At 71.6% G+C, this 21,088-nt stretch carries 21 protein-coding genes; 8 read left to right on the top strand and 13 right to left on the bottom strand.

The window, feature by feature from the left end; all coding sequences use genetic code 11:
* The first annotated feature begins 5 nt into the window (after positions 1-5).
* The 3 genes from SH922_RS30115 to SH922_RS30105 all read left to right on the top strand — a co-directional run bounded on the left by SH922_RS30115 (position 6) and on the right by SH922_RS30105 (position 1,110).
* Positions 6-92, top strand: a complete 87-nt coding sequence (locus tag SH922_RS30115) for a putative leader peptide (protein WP_362549525.1) — start codon at positions 6-8, stop codon at positions 90-92.
* 74 nt (positions 93-166) lie between these two features.
* On the top strand, positions 167-703 hold the full coding sequence (locus tag SH922_RS30110) for a cysteine dioxygenase (RefSeq protein WP_393061336.1): 537 nt from the start codon (positions 167-169) through the stop codon (positions 701-703).
* Positions 700-1,110, top strand: coding sequence for a rhodanese-like domain-containing protein (locus SH922_RS30105; RefSeq protein WP_393061334.1), 411 nt, complete (start codon positions 700-702; stop codon positions 1,108-1,110). Before SH922_RS30110 ends, SH922_RS30105 begins: the two co-directional genes overlap by 4 nt.
* A 31-nt stretch (positions 1,111-1,141) precedes the next feature.
* Here SH922_RS30105 and SH922_RS30100 read toward each other — a convergent pair whose 3' ends face one another.
* A complete protein-coding gene (locus SH922_RS30100; protein WP_393061332.1) occupies positions 1,142-3,697 on the bottom strand; it encodes an FtsX-like permease family protein in 2,556 nt (851 codons plus the stop codon).
* Positions 3,694-4,347, bottom strand: a complete 654-nt coding sequence (locus SH922_RS30095) for an ArsR/SmtB family transcription factor (protein WP_393061330.1) — start codon at positions 4,345-4,347, stop codon at positions 3,694-3,696. The genes SH922_RS30100 and SH922_RS30095 overlap by 4 nt, the downstream gene beginning before the upstream one ends.
* 372 nt (positions 4,348-4,719) lie before the next feature.
* On the opposite strand from SH922_RS30095, the gene SH922_RS30090 reads away from it, so the two are divergent.
* On the top strand, positions 4,720-5,373 hold the full coding sequence (locus SH922_RS30090; RefSeq protein ID WP_393061328.1) for a hypothetical protein: 654 nt from the start codon (positions 4,720-4,722) through the stop codon (positions 5,371-5,373).
* A 138-nt stretch (positions 5,374-5,511) separates the two neighbouring features.
* Here SH922_RS30090 and recX read toward each other — a convergent pair whose 3' ends face one another.
* The 4 genes from recX to SH922_RS30070 form a co-directional block, all read right to left on the bottom strand.
* A complete protein-coding gene (gene recX / locus SH922_RS30085; RefSeq protein ID WP_393061326.1) occupies positions 5,512-6,249 on the bottom strand; it encodes a recombination regulator RecX in 738 nt (245 codons plus the stop codon).
* A gap of 3 nt (positions 6,250-6,252) precedes the next feature.
* Positions 6,253-7,383 carry a recombinase RecA gene (gene recA, locus SH922_RS30080; protein ID WP_393061324.1) on the bottom strand — a complete coding sequence of 377 codons (1,131 nt, stop codon included), beginning with the start codon at positions 7,381-7,383 and terminating at the stop codon, positions 6,253-6,255.
* A 319-nt stretch (positions 7,384-7,702) separates the two neighbouring features.
* Positions 7,703-8,884 carry an AI-2E family transporter gene (locus SH922_RS30075; protein ID WP_393063732.1) on the bottom strand — a complete coding sequence of 394 codons (1,182 nt, stop codon included), beginning with the start codon at positions 8,882-8,884 and terminating at the stop codon, positions 7,703-7,705.
* Positions 8,885-9,068: 184 nt separating this feature from the next.
* A complete protein-coding gene (locus tag SH922_RS30070) occupies positions 9,069-9,263 on the bottom strand; it encodes a DUF3046 domain-containing protein (RefSeq protein ID WP_327708537.1) in 195 nt (64 codons plus the stop codon).
* 79 nt (positions 9,264-9,342) lie between these two features.
* Between SH922_RS30070 and SH922_RS30065 the strand changes: the two genes are divergently transcribed.
* Positions 9,343-10,257, top strand: coding sequence for a hypothetical protein (locus SH922_RS30065; protein WP_393061322.1), 915 nt, complete (start codon positions 9,343-9,345; stop codon positions 10,255-10,257).
* Positions 10,258-10,290: 33 nt separating this feature from the next.
* Here SH922_RS30065 and SH922_RS30060 read toward each other — a convergent pair whose 3' ends face one another.
* The 3 genes from SH922_RS30060 to SH922_RS30050 are packed head-to-tail and all read right to left on the bottom strand — an operon-like array spanning position 10,291 to position 12,273.
* The gene (locus tag SH922_RS30060; RefSeq protein ID WP_393061320.1) at positions 10,291-10,596 is read right to left on the bottom strand and encodes an AzlD domain-containing protein; all 306 of its coding nucleotides are present in this window, start codon (positions 10,594-10,596) and stop codon (positions 10,291-10,293) included.
* Positions 10,593-11,399, bottom strand: coding sequence for an AzlC family ABC transporter permease (locus SH922_RS30055; protein WP_393061318.1), 807 nt, complete (start codon positions 11,397-11,399; stop codon positions 10,593-10,595). Before SH922_RS30055 ends, SH922_RS30060 begins: the two co-directional genes overlap by 4 nt.
* Before the next feature lie 10 nt (positions 11,400-11,409).
* Positions 11,410-12,273 (bottom strand): AraC family transcriptional regulator, encoded by an 864-nt coding sequence (locus SH922_RS30050; protein WP_393061316.1) that lies wholly within the window; start codon positions 12,271-12,273, stop codon positions 11,410-11,412.
* Positions 12,274-12,407: 134 nt separating this feature from the next.
* Between SH922_RS30050 and SH922_RS30045 the strand changes: the two genes are divergently transcribed.
* The 3 genes from SH922_RS30045 (at position 12,408) to SH922_RS30035 (ending at position 18,920) form a co-directional block, all read left to right on the top strand.
* Positions 12,408-17,075, top strand: a complete 4,668-nt coding sequence (locus SH922_RS30045; protein WP_393061314.1) for a DEAD/DEAH box helicase — start codon at positions 12,408-12,410, stop codon at positions 17,073-17,075.
* 169 nt (positions 17,076-17,244) lie between these two features.
* Entirely contained in the window at positions 17,245-18,069 is an 825-nt protein-coding gene (locus tag SH922_RS30040; protein ID WP_393061312.1) for a DNA-formamidopyrimidine glycosylase family protein, read from the top strand.
* Between the two features lie 86 nt (positions 18,070-18,155).
* Positions 18,156-18,920: an SDR family NAD(P)-dependent oxidoreductase gene (locus SH922_RS30035; RefSeq protein ID WP_393061310.1), complete on the top strand. Its 765-nt coding sequence runs from the start codon at positions 18,156-18,158 to the stop codon at positions 18,918-18,920.
* Here the strand turns inward: SH922_RS30035 and SH922_RS30030 are convergent.
* From SH922_RS30030 to SH922_RS30015, 4 genes are all read right to left on the bottom strand, one after another.
* Positions 18,868-19,341, bottom strand: a complete 474-nt coding sequence (locus SH922_RS30030; RefSeq protein ID WP_393063842.1) for a hypothetical protein — start codon at positions 19,339-19,341, stop codon at positions 18,868-18,870. The two genes, SH922_RS30035 and SH922_RS30030, sit on opposite strands and share 53 nt — an antisense overlap.
* Before the next feature lie 250 nt (positions 19,342-19,591).
* On the bottom strand, positions 19,592-19,786 hold the full coding sequence (locus tag SH922_RS30025) for a CsbD family protein (protein WP_393061308.1): 195 nt from the start codon (positions 19,784-19,786) through the stop codon (positions 19,592-19,594).
* A 104-nt stretch (positions 19,787-19,890) separates the two neighbouring features.
* Positions 19,891-20,361: a DNA starvation/stationary phase protection protein gene (locus tag SH922_RS30020; protein ID WP_362549239.1), complete on the bottom strand. Its 471-nt coding sequence runs from the start codon at positions 20,359-20,361 to the stop codon at positions 19,891-19,893.
* A 244-nt stretch (positions 20,362-20,605) separates the two neighbouring features.
* Entirely contained in the window at positions 20,606-20,989 is a 384-nt protein-coding gene (locus SH922_RS30015) for a helix-turn-helix domain-containing protein (RefSeq protein WP_148021270.1), read from the bottom strand.
* Positions 20,990-21,088: the final 99 nt, after the last annotated feature.

The raw sequence follows: 21,088 nt of genomic DNA, 5'->3' as shown, positions 1-21,088 counted from the left end.
GGAACATGACCGACACCGATGTGCGCCTGTGGCGGAGGGTCCATGTGGACCTGCTCCGCTATGCGGGCTGTGTCTGTCGCCCGTCCTGCTGAATCGCCTTCTCCTGCTCCGTCGCGCGCTGTGGCGTGCGGCCGGGGCGTCCACGCGAACTCTCAGGACGGTCCCTGTGTCTGCCTCCCCCTCCCCTGTTCCCGTACGTACGTCCGACCCCGGTCCGACCGCTGCGGAACTGCTCGACTTCGCCCGCCGCACCGCCGCGGACACCGCACTCATCGCCTCACTGCCCCTCGACCCCGAGGGCCGTACCTGGATCCGGCTCGACGGCCCCGGCGGAAGCGAGGCCTGGCTGATCGGATGGCCGCCGGGCACCGGAACCGGCTGGCACGACCACGCCGACTCGATCGGCGCCTTCCTCACCGCGGCCGGCACGCTGAAGGAGCACTCGCTCGCGGCGCGGCTGCCCACCGACGGCTGGAAGACCCTCGAACTGGCCGAGGACATCGACCGGTCGAGGGAGTTGACGGCAGGTCAGGGCAAGGCGTTCGGCCGGCACCACGTCCACGAGGTGCTGAACGAGTCCACGACGGAGCACGCCGTCTCCGTCCACGCGTACTACCCGCCGCTGCCTCAGATCCGGCGCTACAGCCGTACCGGCGCGGTGCTCCGCCTGGAGCAGACCGAGCGCCCGGAGGACTGGCAGTGAGCGACGTACGACACGAGGGTGGGGACGACCGGGTCGGGATCGACGAGCTCCTGGAGCGGGTCCGGGACGGATACGAGCGGCTCGGCACCGAGGAGGCGAGGGCTGCGGCCGAGGAGGGCGCCCTGCTCGTGGACATCCGCTACGCGGAACTGCGGGCGCGGGACGGGCTGATTCCGGGGGCGCTGGTCGTCGAGCGCAACGAACTGGAATGGCGGCTGGACCCGCTGGGCAGCCATCGCGCGGCGGAGGCCGTGAGCCACGGTCTGCAGGTGGTGGTGATCTGCAACGAGGGGTACGCGTCGAGCCTCGCCGCCGAGTCGCTGCACCGGCTCGGGCTGTACCGGGCGACGGACCTGATCGGCGGCTTCCAGGCCTGGCGCGCTGCGGGGTTCCCGGTCGAGGTGTGACCGGGGACCCCGCACGGGGCCAGGCTGTCCGTCACCGGCTCGTGACGGCCTCCACCGGGCTGGCCCTCAGGGCCAGCCGGCCGGGCAGTGCCGTCGCGATCAGGGCGAGCAGGGCGGCGGCGCCCACCACGGCCGCGTACACCAGCGGCCGCACGGTGGGCGCCGGTCCGCCCGTCATGCCGATGCTGAAGGCGGTCAGTACGGCGATCGCGACAGCCGTGCCGAGTGCGGCCGCGACGAGCAGGACCGACAGGGCCTCGATACGGAGCATCCGCAGCACCTGGCGGCGGGTCGCCCCGGCCAGCCGGAGGAGAGCGAACTCCTTGAGGCGCTCGGAGACCGACATGGCGAGCGTGTTGACGACGGCGATGGCGGTGAAGGCCAGGACCAGGCCCATGGCAAGCAGGTTGACCTCGGCGTTCTCCTGCTGCCGGTCCGCCTGGAGCCGGTCGGCGGCAGCCGGCGGGACAACCGCGACTCCAGGGAACTTCCTTACCGCGGCCGTCAGTTCGCCGCGGCTCGCGTCACCTGCGACCAGGACGGTCGCCGCGAGTGGGTTGTCCATGTGCCGGGCGAGCAGGTCGTGCGGCAGCGTCAGGTCGCCGAAGCCCAGCCCGCGGCGGTAGACGGCCGCGACCGTGAGGGTGGCGGGGGTGCCGTCGCCCAGGTGCAGTTTCAGTTCGCCGCCGGGACGCAGCCCGAGCTGGCCGGCGGCCAGTTCGCTGATGGCGGCGGTACGGGAGTCCGCACTGAACGCGGCGAGCGACCCCCGCGTCACATCCGGGTCCCAGGTACGGGCGAGACCTGCCGTCGTGACTCCCTGGGCCGGGTACTTGGCGAGTCCGACCCGGACAGTGGTGCGGACCACCTCCGTGGCGGCGGTGACCCCGGGCGTCGCGCGGACGGCCTCGGCGGCTTCCGACGGGACGCCGGGGCCCTGCGCGCCCAGCACCCAGGTGGCGCGGGTGCCCTCACGGGCCTGGGCGAGGGCGGCGTCGCCGAGGGTCGGCTGGACGAAGAGAACCGTGCAGGTCATGCCGATGAGCAAGGTGAGCGGGGTGACGACGGAGGCCATCCGGGTGGAGTTCCCGCGCATGTTCGCGGTGGCCAGGACGCCGACGTGGCCGGTCGCCCGGAGCACTCCCGCCAGCAGCACGGCGGCCGCCCGGACAAGGAGCGGGCCGAGCAGAGACACCGCCGTGGCCAGCACCACCACGGCCAGGAAGGTGACCGGTGTCGAGGCGGCCTCGGTGTGCAGGATGCCCAGTACGGCGACGAGCACCCCGCCGCCGATGAGCAGGACCAGGCCGGCCGCGATGCGGCCCCGGGCCGGGCGGCGACGCTCGACCGCGGACTCGGCCATGGCCTCGGCAGGCCGGAGGCGGGCGATACGGCGGCCGGAGATACGGGCGGCGGCCCAGGCGCCGAGGAGAGTGACGGCAAGGGCGACGCACGCGGGAAGGATCCCGACCGTCCGCTCCAGCGTCGCCGGAACCACACCCATGTCGATGAATCGACTGTGCAGCCACCCGGCCAGCGGAAGCCCGGCAAGAGCGCCCAGCACCCCGGCAACGGCACCGACCACCAACGCCTCGCGACCGAGCAGGCGGCGGATCTGCCGTGACGTGGCGGCGATGGCACGCAGCAGGGCCAGCTCGCGATGACGTTGCTGGATGGAGAGTGCGAAGGTTCCGACGACCACGAGTACCGCGACCAGCAGCGAGGTACCGCCCATGGCTCCGCCCATGGAGACCAGTTCGATCCGCGCGCCCGCGGCATCCAGGAACTCGACCGGGCCGCGCCCGTCTCCCGTCGAGACCCGGGCGGTGGTGCCCTTGAGGGCTTGCGCGACCTGCTGCTTCAGCCGGTCGGTGTCCGTACCGGCTGTGGGCAGCACCCCCAGTGCGGAGACCTGGCCGGGGCGGGCGGCGAGGCGCTCGGCCTCCGCCGTGGAGAAGAACAGTGAGGTCTGCCGACGGAGTTCACTGCGCCCGCCCGGGGCCGCGATGCCGCTGACGCGGTAGGTGCGAGGGGCCCGGGTCGACTGCACGGTGAGCCGGTCGCCGGTCGTGAGGCCTGCCCGCTCGGCGAGTCCCCGGTCGATCACGACGTCATCGGCGGAAGCCGGGGCGCGGCCTGCGGCGAGGGCGAACGGGGTGAGCGGGGCGGAGTCCCAGGAGTGGCCGTACGAGGGCAGGGCACTGCCTCCCTCGTGGTCGCGCAGGCCCAGGGGCTCGGCGAGGAAGGTGAGTTCGGGGACGACCGCGCGCACACCCTCCAGGGTGCGGATCCGGTCGGCTGCGGTGGCGGGGAGCCAGGCACGTTCGGCAACCGGCTTGGCCCTGTGCTTGACCTTCGTCGTCCCGTTGCCCTTGTGCTTCACGGTGGTCCGGTGGACGTTCTGGTCCGCGGAGACGACGAGGGGTGTCGCGGCGTAGCGCTCAGTGGCGATCCGTCCGCGCAGGCCGGTCTCGAGAAGGGTGCCGCAGGCGGTGACGAGGGCGGCTGCGCACATGAGGGCGAGCAGCGCTCCGAGGAATCCCCCTTTGCGGTGGCGGATCGTCCGCAGGGCATAGCGCAGCATCATGATGCGTCCGTCTCTCTGCTGGTGTCGTCCGTGGAGGCGCCCTCACGTCCATGAGCGTCATCGCCCGGCCCGGGGAAGGCGAGCAGGCGGGTGTGGACCGTGCGGGCGCCGGGCGGGGTCTCTGTGTCGGGGCGCTTGTAGCGGTTCATCAACGCGATGTACTCCTCGAAGAACTCGTGGAGTTCGGGGAGCGTGAGCCGCAGCGAGCCGCGTGAGTAGGCATGACCGTCGCCCCACTCGTCGGCACCCGGGCCGTCCGCCCTAGCACCGCTTTCGCGCTGGAGCCGCTCGAACAGTGCGAGATCGGCGGCGTGCGCATGGCGGTTCAGCTCGTCCATGACGACCCGCATCCCGGGCGTCCGGCGGGACGGCGGCGGAAACCGGCGGTCTCCGGGAACGGCCCGCCACCATCGCGCCCTGCGCGCACCCGGCTCCAGCGCCACGGTGTCGGCGACGAAGCCGTACCGGGCCAGTTCACGCAGGTGGTAGCTGGTGGCTCCGGTGTTCAGGCCCAGGGCGCGGGCGAGGATCGCCGACGTCGCGGGGCCGTGCAGGGTGAGGTGCTGAAGGATCTGCTGGCGTCGCGGCTGGGCGAGGGCCTTGAGGGCGGCCAGCTCCGTGATCTCGGTACCACCGGGCTTCTCTGGCATGCGTCACACACTGCTCTGTGCACAGATACCTGTGCACTGGAGCGTTCCGGCGTCTTCGTAGGGGGGCTTTCCCCCGTGCCACGTCCGGGCACGCCCCGGCCCTGACCCGCCCGGCTCGTGGTCCCGGCCCGGGGCCCAGGCCCTGATCTGCCGACTCGTGGTCCCGGCTCGGGGCCCAGCCCTGATCCGCCCGCTGCGAATCGCCGGAGGGAATCACCGGAATCCGTGGCGACACACCCGTATGGCCTCGCTCCGGTGGAGCGAACCGCGAAGCGGACGGACATTCGGCTCAACACCAAGGCGCGCCACGGCATCGCCACCACACCGCGACGGCATCGCCTTGTCACCGCTACGACGGGGAGCCCCGCACCCATGCCGATCATCGCCCTCACACCCGACGAACTCGACGCCCAGGCCGCGCGCCTCCACGACACGGAGGCCTGGCAGCAGATCGTCACAGGCTGGGAGCTCACCTACTCCGGACCCCTCGCCGTCCCCGAACCTCCGCGCCCCGACTCACCCGGCGCCGTGCAGGAGCAACCCTCCCCGCCCGGCGACTGGCGCAGTCTGCTGTCCGTACCGGTGGATCAGCTCATCGCCGACACGGTGCGCGCACTGCCCGCGCCCCTGCCACGCGAGCGTCCGCTTCCCGGGCGTCTCGGTGCGGTACTGCCCGACCGGCTCCATGCCTGGCGGCGCATCGGACAGCCGGAGGTGCGGCCCTCCGTCCATCTCGCCCATGCACGGCAGATCCTCACCGAATGGGGCTGGCAGAACACCCCCTACCGGCTCCGCAACGCCCGGGGGGCCCGGTGCATCTGCGGCGCCATGCTCACTGCGCACCGTCTGGGCCACGGATCGGTGCACACCGTCGACCGCGCCGGCGCCTGGCTGATCTCCGAACTCCGCTCCCAGGGCTGGACCGGGCTGATCGGGCCCTGGAACCGCTACCCGGGGCGCACAGCCGCAGACGCCCTAGCCCTGATCGACGCCACCATCCGCCGTGCGGCCCACGCCGGGCAGTAACGGCCGGACAACGGCGAGGGGACGCGGTGAGGGGAGACAACGAGTCGAACCGGAAGGAGTGAACGGCCCGAGCGGGCACGCCGAGTCCGGACCGGCCGCACCACAACGCGCTGAACGAGCTACCAGTGACGCCGACGCTCAGAAGGGTTCGTCCAGCCCTTCGATGTCCTCACCCTCCTCCTCCAGGGCCCGGCGCACCACGCGCAGGGCCATTCCCTCCCCGTACCCCTTGCGGGCGAGCATGCCCGCAAGCCGGCGAATCCGTTTGTCGCGTTCCAGGCCCCGGGTGGACCGGAGCTTGCGTGCGACGAGCTCATGCGCCGTCTCCTCCTCCTGCTCGGAGTCGAGCTGACCGACGGCCTCGTCGATCACGGAGGCGTCCACGCCCTTGGTCCGCAGCTCACGGACGAGCGCGCGGCGGGCCAGACCGCGGCCGTGGTGCCGGGATTCCACCCAGGCATCGGCGAACGCGGCGTCGTCGATCAGCCCGACGTCCTCGAAGCGCGACAGCACTTCTTCGGCCACCTCGTCCGGGATCTCCCGCTTACGCAAGGCATCCGCAAGTTGCCGGCGGGTGCGTGCGGTCCCGGTGAGCAGCCGCAGGCAGATGTTGCGCGCCTGCTCGGCCGGGTCTCGCGGCTCCCCCTTCTCGGCCCTCGACGAGGAAGGGGAGCCGCTGCTTCTGGAGCGGGAGCGGGAACGGCGCCCGGCCCCCTCGCCGAATCCCGTACCCGAACCCGCGCCTCTGCCATAGCCGGCCCCCGTTGCCGGCTCATGGAAGAGGTCGGGTTCGCCATCGGATCCGGTGGTGTGTCCGGCGGCGGATTCGGGGCCGGGACCCGCGCCGCTGCCCGGCCACTCCGTACGACGCGTCACGGCCTAGCTCTTGGCCGCCGCCGTCTTGGCCGGCTTGGTCTTGCCAACCGGAGCGGGCACCGACTTCGCCGCACCGTCTGCCGGAGCCGCCGCGGCTCCGGCCGCGTCCGCTCCGGGCTCGGCCGGCGTCGCCTCGGGCCGCACACCGACGCCCAGCTTCTCCAAGATCTTCTTCTCGATCTCGTTGGCGAGATCGGGGTTGTCCTTGAGGAAGTTGCGGGCGTTCTCCTTGCCCTGGCCGAGCTGGTCGCCCTCGTACGTGTACCAGGCGCCGGCCTTGCGTACGAAGCCGTTGTCCACGCCCATGTCGATCAGGCCGCCCTCGCGGCTGATCCCGTGGCCGTAGAGGATGTCGAACTCGGCCTGCTTGAAGGGCGGGGCGACCTTGTTCTTGACGACCTTGACGCGGGTGCGGTTGCCGACGGCGTCGGTGCCGTCCTTGAGCGTCTCGATCCGTCGGATGTCGAGGCGCACCGAGGCGTAGAACTTGAGCGCACGACCACCGGTGGTGGTCTCCGGCGAGCCGAACATCACACCGATCTTCTCGCGGAGCTGGTTGATGAAGATCGCAGTGGTCTTGGACTGGTTGAGCGCGCTGGTGATCTTCCGGAGCGCCTGGCTCATCAGGCGGGCCTGCAGACCGACGTGCGAGTCGCCCATCTCGCCCTCGATCTCCGCACGAGGCACCAAGGCCGCGACGGAGTCGATGACGATCAGGTCGAGGGCGCCCGAGCGGATCAGCATGTCCACGATCTCGAGAGCCTGCTCACCGTTGTCCGGCTGGGACAGGATGAGGTTGTCGATGTCGACCCCGAGCCTCTTCGCGTACTCGGGGTCGAGGGCGTGCTCCGCGTCGATGAAGGCCACCGTGCCGCCGAGCTTCTGCGCGTTCGCCACGGCGTGCAGCGTCAGCGTCGTCTTGCCGGAGGACTCCGGCCCGTACACCTCCACCACACGGCCGCGCGGCAGGCCGCCGACGCCGAGCGCGACGTCGAGCGCGGTCGAGCCGGTGGGGATCACTTCGATGGGCTCGTTCGGCCGCTCGCCGAGGCGCATCACCGCGCCCTTGCCGAATTGCCGTTCAATCTGTGCGAGTGCGGCGTCCAGCGCCTTCTCGCGGTCGTTTCCTGCCATGGGTTCCACCCGATTTGCTTGAGTCGATCGCTTCACGTCAAAGACGCTAACCCCTGCCACTGACAATGGGCCTCGACGTCCTCCCGGCCTGTGGACAACTCCACGGTCGAGCGCGGGAAAACCCGGCCGGAATCCCATGAGAACGGATGTTCGATTTTGGTGTCAAGCGCACCACGCCGCACCGACTCGCCCCCAGGATAGCGCCCTAGCATCAGAGACACGGGGAGTCAATGACACGTGAGTGACGCCATACCGAATACCGACCGCACAGGGACAGCAGGGACAACGGGGATGTCGGGGACCGGAAGCACCCCACGCCTCAGGAGCGCGCCTGAGGGCCCTGCCCTTCCTCGCCCTCGCCCTGCCCGCCCTCGGCCTCATCCTCGGTCTCGGGGGCATGCCAGAGCCGACGCAGCCGCACGGACACCGACTCACCGCGCCGCCACTGATGGCGTCCGTGCACCCGGGGGTCGTCCGTGACGTCGTAGCGCTTCACGTAGGCGCCGAGGAAGGCCTGCAGCGTGGCCACGGCCGGGATGGCGATCAGCGCACCGACGGCCCCCATCAGTGCCGTACCGGCGATGACCGAGCCGAAGGCCACCGCCGGGTGGATGTCGACGGTCTTCGATGTCAGCTTGGGCTGCAGCATGTAGTTCTCGAACTGCTGGTACACCACGACGAATCCGAGGACCCACAACGCGTACCAGGGGTCGACGGTGAACGCGATCAGCATCGGCAGGGCGCCCGCCAGATACGTACCGATCGTGGGGATGAACTGCGAGACGAGTCCGACCCAGACCGCGAGCGCCGGCGCATACGGCACGCCGAGGGCAGCCAGCAGGATGTAGTGCGCGATGCCTGAGATGAGCGCCATCAGGCCACGCGAGTAGAGATATCCGCCCGTCTTGTCCACCGCGATCTCCCAGGCCCGCAGCACTTCCGCTTGGCGGGCGGGAGGCAGGACGGAGCACAGTGCGCGGCGCAGCCGGGGGCCGTCGGCCGCGAAGTAGAACGAGAACAGGAAGATCGTCAGCAGTCGGAACAGGCCGCCGAGGACCGTGGTGGACACGTCGAGTACGCCGGTCGCACTGTTCTGGACGTACTTCTGCAGCCAGTCGGAGTGCAGCAGGCTGTCCTGCACCTCGACACGGGAGAGCTCCGTGTGGAAGGTCTGGTTGACCCAGTTGATCACCGAGTCGAGGTACTTCGGGAAATCCTCCACCATGTCGACGATCTGGCCCGCGAGCATCGAACCGAGCAGCACGATGAAACCGGCGCCGGCGATCAGCACGCCGAGGAAGACCAGGAAGGTGGCGAAGCCCCGGCGCATGCCGCGAGCCGACATCCGGCTCACCGCGGGCTCGATCGCGAGCGCCAGGAAGAAGGCGATCAGCACATTGATCAACAGGCCGATGAGCTGGTCGAACGCCCAGCTGCCGAGCCGGAAGCAGGCGTACAGCGCCAGCGCCAGCACCATGGCACGCGGCAGCCAGCCGGGCATGCGGCCAGTCCCGGTGCCGGACGGCGGGGCGGGTGGCGCGGCCGGCGGGACGGGCGGGGTGGAGGGCGGTTGGGTCTGAGCGGTCTCGTCTGTCGGTGCCACGAAACAAGTCTCGCCTACTGCTGAGCCGATCGGACGCGCGCCCCGGAGGAGGTCCCGCCGCCGTGCCGCGCCGGGCTGCGCCTCAGCGTTTGTCCGCGGGGATGCCGACCGCCGTGCAGACCCCGCGCCAGACGTCCTTGGCCTCCCACCCCTCGTCAAGGGCCTGCCACACCGTACGCCCGCCGAGCTCCGCCATCACGTGGTCACGCGCGAAGGAATCGGCGTACCCCGCGCCGAAGTGGTCCGCCATCCGTTCCCAGAAAATCGTCAACCGCATGCCACCAGTATCCCGCTCCTGAGAGTGCAGCCGGGCCGCCCGGCCCTGCCGGGAGCGCTCACCGGCCTACGGTCGGTCCATGGCTGGAACCGGAACAAGCCCCCTCAACCGTGCCGAGCAGTTCATCTGGCTCACGGCCCGTGTCCTCGAACAGCGGAGATTCGCCCATCACTTCCTGAAGGGAGGTGCGGACGCCGTGGAAACGGCGCTCGCCGCCTATCTCAACGAGGACGGCGGGTACGGGCACGCGCTCGAACCCGATCTGCGCGGCCCCGTCAGTCAGCCGCTGCACACAGCACACGCGCTGAGCGTCCTCGACTCCATCGACCGCTGCGGCGGGCTCCGGGTGGAGCGCATCTGCCGATTCCTCACCGACGTGTCCACCAAGGAGGGAGCCTTACCCGCCCTGCTTCCCTCGCAACGCGGCTACCCGGCCGCGCCGTTCATCCCGATCGTCGACCACCCCCCTGCCGAGCTCCTGGTCACCGGGCCCGTCGTCGGGCTGCTCCACCGCAATTCGGTGTGGCACGCCTGGCTGTTCCGGGCCACGGACTTCTGCTGGGCGGCCGTCGATGCCCTGGAGGTGTCCCACCCCTACGAGATCGAAGCCGCGGTCGCCTTCCTCGACGGTGCGCCGGACCGGCAGCGGGCCGAGGCCGCGGCCGACCGGCTCGGACGCCTGGTGCGCGACCAGCGGCTCGCCGTCCTGGACCCGGAACGCCGCGCGGAGTATCCGGTGGCGCCCGGGTACGCACCGGGTGAGCAGCACTTTCCGTACGACTACGCCCGCGCGCCCGAATCCCTCGCCCTGCGTTGGTTCACCGACGCGGAGATGGATCGCGCACTGGACCACCTGGCGGCCGGGCAGGAGACGGACGGCGGCTGGCCGGTGACCTGGCGGCAGTGGGCCCCGGGAACCGCCCTGGAGGGACGCCCCCTGGTCACGCTCAGAGCCCTGCAGACCCTGCGGGCGTACGGACGTGACCTGGGATGACCGCGGCCTCGCAGGGCCGTCCGTGCGCGCCGGCTAGCCGAGCGCGCGCACGCCGGCGGTGACGGCCACGGCCACACCCACGACGACGAGGAAGGGTGCGCGCAGGACGAGGGCGAGTGCCGCGGCGGCGAGGCCCGCACCCCTGGCGTCGAGCACCAGCTGCTGTCCGACGCCGAAGGTCTGCTGCGCGGTCAGGGCAGCCAGCAGAGCCACCGGCAGAAGGGCGGCGAGACGTTGCACGAGGGGGCGTTCCAGGGCGCCGGCGGGCACCAGGAGGCCGACGAGCTTGGCGAGGTAGCAGCCGACGGCGGTCAGCGCGATGGCGATCCAGACGTTCATCGGGCGTCCTCCGACACGGTGGTGCGCGGTGCCCCGCCTTCCCGGGCTTCCTTCGGGCTCGGCGCCATGTCCTTGCCGCGTCCCGTCAGGAAGAGGACGACGGGCGCCGCGAGCGCGGACAGCAGGACGGGCAGCCCGGCGGGCAGTACCGGCAGCAGACCGAGGGCGAGCAGAACGGAGAGCGCGGCGGTGACCCGGTCCGTCGTGCTCTTCAGCATCGGTGCGAGCAGGGCGAGGAAGGCGGCGGGGCCTGCCGCGTCCAGCCCCCAGGCGGCGGTGTCGCCGAGCGCCTCGGCACCCAGCGCGCCGACCAGCGTGGTGAGGTTCCACAGCACGTAGAGAGTGAGCCCGGTGACGGTGAAGCCGATCCGGGCGGCTCGCCGGGTGGGCTGGGGCAAGGTCACGGCGGTCGTCTCGTCGATGATCCACTGAGCGGCGAGGGGGCGCACGGCACGCGGGAGCGCGAGGAGCTGCGACAGCCGCAGGCCGTAGAAGGAGTTGCGTACGCCGAGGAAGAAGGCGCCGGCCGCCGCTGTGTACGGGTTGCCGCCGGCGGCAAGGGCGCCCACCAGAGCGAACTGGGAGGCGCCGGTGAAGACGAGGAGGCTGAGCGCGCAGGTCTGCAGCAGGCTCAGTCCCGAACCGGCCGAGGTGACGCCGAAGGCGAAGCCGGAGAGGCCGACGGCTATGCCGACGCCGAGAGCGTCACGTACGACGGCCGCGTCCGGCTTGGCCTCGGCGGTGATCACACTGTCGTCGGGCGGGCCGGCCGCGCTCTGAAGGGGTGCTGTCTGTTCTGCCACGTCCGGAAAGCTACCCGGGCAGGTCGGGGCCGGTCTTGTACGTTCTTGCGCGTTCGCGCTGGTAGGCGCCGGGTGGCACCCCCACGATCCGGGTGAAGTGGCGGTTGAGATGCGGCTGGTCGGTGAAGCCGACCGCGGCGGCGGCCGCGGCGGGGGCGGTGCCAGAGTCGAGCATCCGCCGCGCACGCCGGACCCGGGCGTCGGTGAGCCAGGTGTGCGGCGGCATCCCGTACTGCTTCTTGAAGGCACGGAGCAGGGCGAACGGGCTCGTGCCGAGCTCGGTGGCCAGTGCCTCCAGTGTGGGCGGCTCGGTCATCCGGCTCTCCAGTACGGCACGGGCACGCGCCGCGTCCCGCGCGCCCGCAGCCCCGGCCGTACGGGCGGGCAGGGCACTGCCGTGCCGGGTGAGCAGCCGCGTGACCATGACCCGCAGCACACTGTCCGCCGCGAGCGCGTTGCCCTCCTCCGCCGCGCGGTGGACCTCCCCGATCAGCCGGGCTGCGTACGGATCGACGACTCCGGTCTCCGTGAAGCCGACCGTGCCGCGCAGGTTCGTCGTATCGGCCGCGATGTCGTTGATCACCTGGGAGGACGGGTAGAGCGTGGCGTACACCCACCCTTCGGGCACACCGGCGCGGGCGGTGTGCGGGACCTCCGGATTGATCATGACGACGGTGCCGGGCCCCGCGTGGACGGTGCCGCCGGGCAGCCCGACATCCTCGACACCCTGGGTGATGGTTCCGAACACATAACCCTCGTGGCTGTGGCGCGGGAAGGTGTGGCGGATGTAGCGGGCCCGCAGCAGGTCGAGGTCGGGCAGTTCCGCGTACTGCCAGTGCCTCGCCCACTCCCTCGGTCCCGATGCAGCAGCCATGGTCGAATTCTCGCAGTTCGCAGGTCCCGGGGACATCGGCGCAGCGACCGCCGCGGATTCCGGGTACATCGGCGCAGCGACCGCCTCAGCGGTTGCCGCAGCCGTTGTCAGTGGCGGGGTGCACGATGGGGGGCATGACCGGCTCCGCACTCGATTCGTTCTCCCCCGCGACCCGCAGCTGGTTCACGGGTGCCTTCAGCGCGCCCACGGCCGCGCAGGAAGGTGCCTGGCGGGCGATCGGCGAGGGGTCGGACGTCCTGGTCGTCGCGCCGACCGGATCGGGCAAAACCCTGGCCGCCTTCCTCGCCGCCCTGGACCAGCTGACCGCGGTCCCGCCGCCCGCCGAGGCGAAGAAGCGCTGCCGTGTGCTCTACGTATCGCCCCTCAAGGCCCTCGCCGTCGACGTGGAGCGCAATCTCCGCTCGCCGCTGACCGGAATCCGCCAGGAATCGGCGCGCCTTGGACTGCCCGAACCCGAGGTCCGGGTGGGGATCCGCTCCGGCGACACCCCGCCCGCCGAGCGCCGCTCGATGGCGACGCGGCCGCCGGACATCCTGATCACCACTCCCGAATCCCTCTTCCTGATGCTGACGTCCTCGGCGCGGGAGGCACTGGCCGGCATCGAAACGGTGATTCTCGACGAGGTGCACGCGGTCGCAGGCACCAAGCGGGGCGCCCACCTCGCCGTGTCGCTCGAGCGGCTCGACGAGCTGCTGCCCCGGCCGGCCCGGCGGATCGGCCTGTCGGCCACGGTCCGTCCGGTCGACGAGGTCGCGCGTTTCCTCTCGCCCCGGCGGAAGGTGGAGATCGTCCAGCCGCCGTCCACCAAACAGTTCGATCTGTCGGTCGTCGTGCCGGTCGAGGATCTGGGGGAGCTCGGCGGTTCCCCCGCCACCGACCCGGACTCCTCCGGGCAGGCGGACAAACCGTCGATCTGGCCGCATGTGGAGGAGCGGATCGCCGATCTCGTCCAGGCCCACCGCTCCACGATCGTCTTCGCCAACTCCCGCCGTCTCGCCGAGAGACTCTGCAACCGGCTCAACGAGATCGCGTACGAGCGGGCCACCGGCGAGACGATGCCCGAGGCCCACTCCCCCGCCGAGATCATGGCGGAGTCCGGCGCGGCGAAGGGCGCGCCTCCGCTGCTCGCCCGGGCCCACCACGGATCGGTCTCCAAGGAGCAGCGCGCCCAGGTCGAGGAGGACCTCAAGGCGGGCCGGCTGCCCGCAGTGGTCGCCACCTCCAGCCTGGAGCTGGGCATCGACATGGGAGCGGTCGACCTGGTGATCCAGGTGGAGTCACCGCCCTCGGTCGCCTCCGGACTGCAGCGGGTCGGCCGTGCCGGGCATCAGGTGGGCGCGGTCTCCACCGGGGTCGTCTTCCCGAAGTACCGGGGCGATCTGGTGCAGGCGGCCGTGGTCACCGAGCGGATGCGCGAGGGGTCCATCGAGGCGCTGCGGATCCCGTCCAATCCGCTGGATGTGCTGGCCCAGCAGCTGGTCGCGATGGTCGCCCTGGACAGCTGGCAGGTGGACGACCTGCTGGCGGTGACCCGCCGGGCCGCCCCCTTCGCCTCGCTCCCCGAATCGGCCTTCACCGCCGTGCTCGACATGCTCGCCGGCCGCTATCCGTCCGACGCCTTCGCCGAGCTGCGTCCACGCGTCGTCTGGGACCGGGTCGCCGGTACTGTCACGGGCCGCCCCGGCGCCCAGCGGCTCGCCGTCACCTCCGGCGGCACCATCCCCGACCGCGGACTCTTCGGGGTCTTCCTGGCGGGCGCCGACCCCAAGAAGGGCGGCGGCCGGGTCGGCGAGCTGGACGAGGAGATGGTCTACGAGTCCCGGGTCGGTGACGTCTTCACGCTGGGCACCACGTCGTGGCGGATCGAGGACATCACCCGCGACCGGGTCCTGGTGTCGCCTGCCCCCGGCGTTCCGGGACGGCTGCCGTTCTGGAAGGGCGACCAGCTGGGCCGCCCGCTGGAGCTGGGGCGTGCGCTGGGCGCCTTCCTGCGCGAGCTCGGCGGGCTGTCTCCCGAGGAGGTCCGGCAGCGGCTGCTGGCCGCGGGCCTGGACACCTGGGCCGTGGACAACGTGCTGTCGTACATCGACGAGCAGCGCCGGGCCTGCGGCCATGTGCCGGACGACCGGACCATCCTCGTCGAGCGTTTCCGCGACGAGCTGGGCGACTGGCGCGTCGTCGTGCACTCCCCCTTCGGCGCCCAGGTGCACGCCCCGTGGGCGCTCGCCCTCAGTGCCCGCCTCGCCGAGCGGTACGGCATGGACGCCCAGGTCATGCATGCCGACGACGGCATCGTGCTGAGGCTCCCGGACGCGGACATGATGGGTCTGGATCTCCTCGACTTCGACCCGGCGCAGGACTCGGCCCAGGATCCCGGCGCCGCGCCGCTCCCCCCGGCCAACACCGCCCTCGACAGCGACCAGCCCCCGGTCGGCGCCGCCGACGTGGCCTTCGACAAGGGCGAGATCGAGCAGATCGTCACGGACCAGGTCGGCGGTTCCGCCCTGTTCGCCTCCCGGTTCCGCGAGTGCGCGGCCCGCGCGCTGCTGCTGCCCCGGCGCAGCCCCGGCAAGCGCACACCGCTGTGGCAACAGCGCCAGCGGGCGGCCCAGCTCCTCCAGGTCGCCTCCGAGTTCGGCTCGTTCCCCATCGTTCTCGAAGCAGTCCGCGAATGCCTCCAGGACGTCTTCGACGTCCCCGGGCTCACCGAAGTGATGAGTGACCTGGAAGCCCGGCGGATCCGTCTGGTCGAGGTGACCACCCCGGAACCCTCCCCGTTCGCCCGCTCGCTCCTGTTCGGCTACGTCGCACAGTTCCTGTACGAGGGCGACTCGCCCCTGGCCGAGCGACGGGCCGCCGCCCTCTCGCTCGACTCCCATCTCCTGGCCGAACTGCTCGGCCGCGCGGAGTTGCGCGAGCTGCTCGACGCCGAGGTCCTGACCGAGCTGGAGCAGGAGCTCCAGTGGCTGGCCGAGGACCGCCGCATCAAGGACATCGAAGGGGTCGCCGATCTGCTGCGGGTCCTCGGCCCGCTCACCGATTCGGAACTGGCCGAGCGCGGCGCCGAGCCTCAGTGGGCGCAGGAGCTGTCAGCGGCGCGCCGCGCCATCCGGGTCCGGATCGCCGGCGGCGATCACTGGGCGGCCATCGAGGACGCGGGCCGACTGCGCGACGCCCTGGGCACGGCACTCCCGGTCGGCGTCCCCGAGGCGTTCACCGAACCGGTGAAGGATCCCCTCGGCGACCTCCTCGCCCGCTACGCCCGTACGCACGGCCCGTTCACCTCCACCGCGGCAGCCGCCCGGTTCGGCCTCGGCACCGCCGTCACCGACGGGGCGCTGCAACGGCTCGCGGCCTCCGGCCGGCTCGTCCAGGGCGAGTTCCACCCCGCCGGCATCGGCCAGGAGTGGTGCGACGCCACGGTGTTGCGGCGGCTGCGACGCCGCTCGCTCGCCGCGCTCCGCCATGAGCTGGAGCCGGTGCCTCCCGCCGCGCTGGCGGGGTTCCTCCCCCAGTGGCAGCATCTCGGCAGCAACGGCCTGCGCGGAATCGACGGACTGGCGCGCGCCATCGAGCAGTTGCAGGGCGCACCCGTCCCCGCGTCCGCTCTGGAGAAGCTCATCCTGCCGAGCCGCGTCAGCGGCTACTCCCCCGCGCTCCTGGACGAACTCACCACCACCGGCGAGGTCGTGTGGGCCGGTGCGGGCGCCCTCCCCGGCAAGGACGGCTGGCTCTCCCTGTATCCGGCCGACAGCGCTCCCCTGCTCCTGCCTCCCCCTCGTCCGCTCGAACTCAGCGCGCTGCACGAATCCGTGCTGACCACGCTGAGCGGTGGGTACGGGCTCTTCTTCCGCCAGATCGCCGATCAGGTCCGCGCCACCACCCACCCGGACTCCACCGACCCGCAGCTGGCGGACGCCCTCTGGGATCTCGCCTGGTCGGGTCGGCTCACCAACGACACGCTCGCCCCGCTGCGTGCACTGCTCGGCTCCGGACGCACGGCCGGGTCGACCGCGCACCGCGCCAAACGCAGTGTTCCGCGCGGCCGTTACGGCTCTCTGAGCGCCTCGGCACGCCCCGTCTCGCGCACCGGTCCGCCCACGGTCTCGGGCCGCTGGTCCCTGCTGCCGCCCGCCGAACCCGAGCCCACGCACCGGGCCCACGCCCTCGCGCGCACCCTCCTGGACCGGCACGGCGTGGTGACCCGCGGCGCGGTACAGGCCGAGGGCGTCGAGGGCGGCTTCTCTGCTGCGTACCGAGTGCTGTCCGCCTTCGAGGACAACGGGCAGGCGCGCCGCGGGTATGTCGTGGAGGGTCTGGGGGCGGCGCAGTTCGCCATGGACGGCGCGGTCGACCGGCTCCGTGCGGCCGCCACCGCCCGCGACCGCACGGAACCGGGCGCGGATCCCCATGCTCTGGTCCTCGCCGCAGCCGACCCCGCCAACGCCTACGGCGCGGCCCTGCCGTGGCCGGAGCCGCCGGCCGGGGCCGGGCACAAACCCGGCCGCAAGGCAGGTTCCCTCGTGGTCCTGGTCGACGGTGAGCTGACGCTGTACATGGAGCGCGGCGGCAAGACGCTGCTGGCCTGGCCGACCGATCCGGACGACCCCGCGCTCCGGGCGGCAGCGGCTGCCCTGGCCGCCGCTGCCCGCGCCGGAGCCCTCGGCACGGTCACGGTCGAGCGCACCAACGGCGCCTCGTCCTTGACCTCACCCCTCGGCCGCACCCTGGAGTCGGCGGGTTTCCTCGCCACCCCGAGAGGCCTGCGCCTGCGCGCCTGAGCCCCCGCTCCTACGCCACCACACCGAGAGCGCCGCTCCACGCCGGCACGTCGGGCCGCACACCACACCCACGCGTTCATGGCCTCAGGGCTCACGCGCCACAGCCACCACTCCCACAGATCGCAGGGTCGCCCCGCCCTCACCCGCCATCCCCGCGCATCATGGACGTATGCCCGAAGGAGACACCGTCCTGCAGACGGCGAAACGGCTGCACAGCGCGCTGGCCGGTCAGGTCCTCACCCGGTCCGACCTGCGCGTCCCCCGGTTCGCCACCGCCGATCTCACCGGCCGGATCGTTCTCGACTTCTCCGCGCGCGGCAAGCACCTGCTGACCCGTATCGAGGGCGGCCTCACCCTCCACAGCCATCTGAGGATGAACGGCTCCTGGCGTGTCTACGCCCCTGACGAACGCTGGCGCGGCGGCCCCGCCCACCAGATCCGCGCCGTCCTGGCCAACACCGCGCACACCGCCGTCGGCTACCGCCTCCCCGTTCTCGAACTCCTGCGCACCAGGGACGAGGAGAAGGTCGTCGGCCACCTCGGCCCGGACCTGCTGGGCCCGGACTGGAACGCCGACACAGCGCTGCGCAATCTGCTCACCGATCCCGCCCGCCCCCTCGGCGAGGCTCTCCTGGACCAGCGCAATCTGGCCGGCATCGGCAACATCTACAAGTGCGAGCTCTGCTTCCTGGCCCGCGCCACCCCCTGGCTCCCCATCGGCCGACTGTCCGAATCCACGGCTGCCCTCCTGGTCACCACGGCCAAACAGCTCCTGGAAGCCAACCGCGACCGTCCGGTCCGCACCACCACCGTCGGTGCCCGCCCCCGGACCACCACTCCGGCTCCCCGCGCCCGCCGCCCGAGCGAGAACCTCTGGGTCTACGGCCGGACCCACCGCCCCTGTCTGCGCTGCGGGACACCGATCCGCGCGTCGGAGCAGGACACCCGCCCCACCTACTGGTGCCCCCGATGCCAATCGGGACCCACCCCATAGAGACGACCCATTGCCCGCACCTTGGTGGACAACCCATTACCTCACCGTAGTTGACGACCCGTCAGAACCAGTCGTACGGTCCGGTCATGCCTCTCGCCGCGTACGACCTCACCGGCCGCTCCGCGTTCGTCACCGGCGCCGCCGGCGGAATCGGGCGCGCCGCCGCCATCCTGCTCGCGGAGGCGGGCGCCTGCGTCCACTGCGCCGATCTCGACGAGAAGGGCCTCCTGGAGACCCTCGGTCTGATCGCAGCCGCAGGTGGCGAAGCCCACACCCATCCGCTCGATGTCACCGACCGCAACCAGGTCCGGGCCGCGGTCGCGGCCGCCGGCGATCTGGACATCCTGGCCGCCGTTGCCGGGATCATGCATACGAGCAGCGTCCTGGAGACCGCGGACGAGGACCTCGACCGTGTGCTCTCGGTCAATTTCAAGGGGGTCCTGTACGCCTGCCAGGAAACGGCCCGCGGGATGATCGCGCGCGGCGCCCCCGGCTCGCTGATCACGATGGCGTCGGGCGCGGTCGACTCCGCGAGCCCCGGCCTGCTCTGCTACGGCGCGGCCAAGGCTGCCGTGGTCCAGCTGACCAAGACGCTGGCGACCGAGCTGGGGCCTCATGGCATCCGGGTCAACGCGGTCGCGCCCGGCTGGATCCGCACCCCCATGACCGCCCGCCACGACGCGGAGCAGCAGCACCGGGCCGAGGCCACGATGGCGCGCCTTTCGCCGCTGGGCAGGGTCGGGGAGTCCGCCGACGTCGCGCACACGGTGCTGCATCTGGCATCGGACGCGTCGGCCTTCATGACCGGCCAGATCCTCCGCCCGAACGGCGGCGTCGCCATGCCCTGGTAGCGCGCCACGTCCTGCCGACGGACCAGGACCGGCCGCCCGTACGCGAGGACGGGCGCTTCGCACGACCGGAGAGGGCCGACACGCGCCAGGACCGGCCGGCCTCGCGCCACCACGAGCCGGATATCGACGGGCCCGGTACCGACGAGCCGGATATCGGTGACCGCGATATCAGCGACTGCCAGGTACGGCCCACCTCACGCACGCCCTCGGCGCACCGCCGCAGCAGACCCGTGCCCGCGTCGAAGATCCCGGTCGGCCGGGCCGTCTCGGCCACGTGCACGGGCAGGAGGCTGAGCCCCCATCCCCCCGCCGCCACCGCCCCCTCGACCGGCCCCGCCTGCGCAGGCTCCAGCACCAGCCGCAGCACGGCCCACCACCACACACCGCCGAGCACGAGCGCCGGTACCCACCGCCGCACCATGGCTGCCTCCTTCGGGCGAACCCCGGGGCCTGTCGTTCGGAGCATGCCGGCTTCGCGGAATCCGTCCTGATCCGAACGGAAGACCTTAGTCCGGCCCGATCACCCTGCGGGAGAGCGCACCGGCGCAGTACCGGCGCACACGCCGCGCGCACCCTCGCACTCCCGCCTGCCGGATTGCGTGTCCCCGCAGCGGAGCCCGGTCCAGAGCGGAGCCCCCACCGCTTCCGGTGGGGGCTCCGCCGACTGCCGTTCAGTCCTTGTCGTCGCGGGTCAAGGAGTCCTTGACGCCCTCGGCGCGCTCCCGCGCCTCACCCACGGCGCCCTTGGCCTTGCCCTTCGCCTGGTCCGCCTTGCCCTCGGACTCCATGCGCTTGTTGCCGGTCATCTTGCCCATGGCTTCCTTGGCCTTGCCTGCGATCTTGTCCTTCGCGCCTTCGTCGGTCATCACAGCTCCTTGCGTCGTACGTACCGGCCTCTGCCCGATCCCGGGCAGGCCGGTTGGAGTGGGCCCCGGCCAGGCGGAAACCTGCCGAGCGGGAGAGACCCCGGTCAGGCGCTCTCCGCCTGGAACATCCAGGCGTGCTTCTCGAGGTCCGCGGTGAGCGCGATGAGGATGTCCTGGCTGACGGGGTCGGGGTCACCCGTCACCTCGATCCGCTCGCGCATCCGGCCGATCACCACGCTCAGGGCATCCACCAGGGTCCGTACCGCGTCGACGTCCTTGACCCAGCCCGCAGGCACGGAATCGATGGCCGTGGTCCTGGCGATCGTCCCCGACCGCCCGTCCGGATTGACACCCAGCGCGGAGGCTCGTTCGGCCACCGTGTCGGAGTGCTGGCGGGCGGTGTCGACGACCTCGTCGAGCTGAAGATGCACAGACCTGAACCGAGGCCCCACCACGTTCCAGTGGACCTGCTTGGCCACCAGGGAGAGGTCGACGAGGTCCACCAGGGCGCCCTGGAGCGCATCACCCACGGACTTGAGGTCGGTCTCGGACAGCGGGCTCTTCACCACAGACATGCACGTCTCCGATCTGGTATCCGTTCCGTTCAGCACCAACCACGATGGCACAAACGAAGCAAAACAGTCATCCGGGGAAGTGCTCGAAGAGATCGTTCCCCGGTCTCATCCATGCGCCTGCCCGCCGAAAGCCCATCAACACCCCCTCCGCCGCACCCCTCGCACCTCACCCGGACACACAGAAGCCCCGGCCCGCCCCCTGAGGGGAGGACCGGGGCTCCGGTTTCACACTGAACCGAGCGGGTCAGGCGGCGACGACATCCACCGCTTCCGCAGGCGCCTTGATGGTCACCCGCCCCGTCGGTACACCCGTCACCGACGAAACGGAGACGGAATTGAGCATGGGGCGCACCGGTACAGGTACCGGATCACTGGCTGCTGCCGACTCGGCCAGTTCAGCCAGGGACAGTTCATCGCTCACTTCACGCATGAGCTCGGACATCCGTACATCAAGCGCGTCGCAAATGGCGGAGAGCAGTTCGGAGGATGCCTCCTTCTGCCCCCGCTCCACCTCGGAGAGATAGCCGAGCGAAACTCGGGCGGACGAGGAGACTTCGCGCAGAGTACGGCCTTGGCGCTGGCGCTGCCGACGCAGCACGTCACCAAGCAGGCGACGGAGCAGAATCATCGGTGGCTCCCTCCTCGGACCGCGTAGCCGCATCCTTCACGCCCCACCGTACCGCCTAGCGCTGCGGCCGTGCGGGGAGCGATGTCGTGTTCACTCAGG

This window comes from Streptomyces sp. LN549 (genome assembly GCF_043203805.1).
GTDB lineage: Bacteria > Actinomycetota > Actinomycetes > Streptomycetales > Streptomycetaceae > Streptomyces.
Note: the sequence above shows the minus strand (reverse complement) of the source record. Positions and strands in the feature narration are given on the sequence as shown.

Coding starts and splice junctions, on each gene's coding strand:
- SH922_RS30065 (WP_393061322.1), top strand. CDS start 9,343: ATGGCTGGAACCGGAACAAGCCCCCTCAACCGTGCCGAGCAGTTCATC.
- SH922_RS30045 (WP_393061314.1), top strand. CDS start 12,408: ATGACCGGCTCCGCACTCGATTCGTTCTCCCCCGCGACCCGCAGCTGG.
- SH922_RS30090 (WP_393061328.1), top strand. CDS start 4,720: ATGCCGATCATCGCCCTCACACCCGACGAACTCGACGCCCAGGCCGCG.
- SH922_RS30050 (WP_393061316.1), bottom strand. CDS start 12,273: ATGGCTGCTGCATCGGGACCGAGGGAGTGGGCGAGGCACTGGCAGTAC.
- SH922_RS30025 (WP_393061308.1), bottom strand. CDS start 19,786: ATGACCGACGAAGGCGCGAAGGACAAGATCGCAGGCAAGGCCAAGGAA.
- SH922_RS30115 (WP_362549525.1), top strand. CDS start 6: ATGACCGACACCGATGTGCGCCTGTGGCGGAGGGTCCATGTGGACCTG.
- SH922_RS30060 (WP_393061320.1), bottom strand. CDS start 10,596: ATGAACGTCTGGATCGCCATCGCGCTGACCGCCGTCGGCTGCTACCTC.
- SH922_RS30070 (WP_327708537.1), bottom strand. CDS start 9,263: ATGCGGTTGACGATTTTCTGGGAACGGATGGCGGACCACTTCGGCGCG.
- SH922_RS30075 (WP_393063732.1), bottom strand. CDS start 8,884: ATGCCCGGCTGGCTGCCGCGTGCCATGGTGCTGGCGCTGGCGCTGTAC.
- SH922_RS30035 (WP_393061310.1), top strand. CDS start 18,156: ATGCCTCTCGCCGCGTACGACCTCACCGGCCGCTCCGCGTTCGTCACC.
- SH922_RS30095 (WP_393061330.1), bottom strand. CDS start 4,347: ATGCCAGAGAAGCCCGGTGGTACCGAGATCACGGAGCTGGCCGCCCTC.
- SH922_RS30030 (WP_393063842.1), bottom strand. CDS start 19,341: ATGGTGCGGCGGTGGGTACCGGCGCTCGTGCTCGGCGGTGTGTGGTGG.
- SH922_RS30040 (WP_393061312.1), top strand. CDS start 17,245: ATGCCCGAAGGAGACACCGTCCTGCAGACGGCGAAACGGCTGCACAGC.
- SH922_RS30100 (WP_393061332.1), bottom strand. CDS start 3,697: ATGATGCTGCGCTATGCCCTGCGGACGATCCGCCACCGCAAAGGGGGA.
- SH922_RS30015 (WP_148021270.1), bottom strand. CDS start 20,989: ATGATTCTGCTCCGTCGCCTGCTTGGTGACGTGCTGCGTCGGCAGCGC.
- SH922_RS30020 (WP_362549239.1), bottom strand. CDS start 20,361: ATGTCTGTGGTGAAGAGCCCGCTGTCCGAGACCGACCTCAAGTCCGTG.
- recA (WP_393061324.1), bottom strand. CDS start 7,383: ATGGCAGGAAACGACCGCGAGAAGGCGCTGGACGCCGCACTCGCACAG.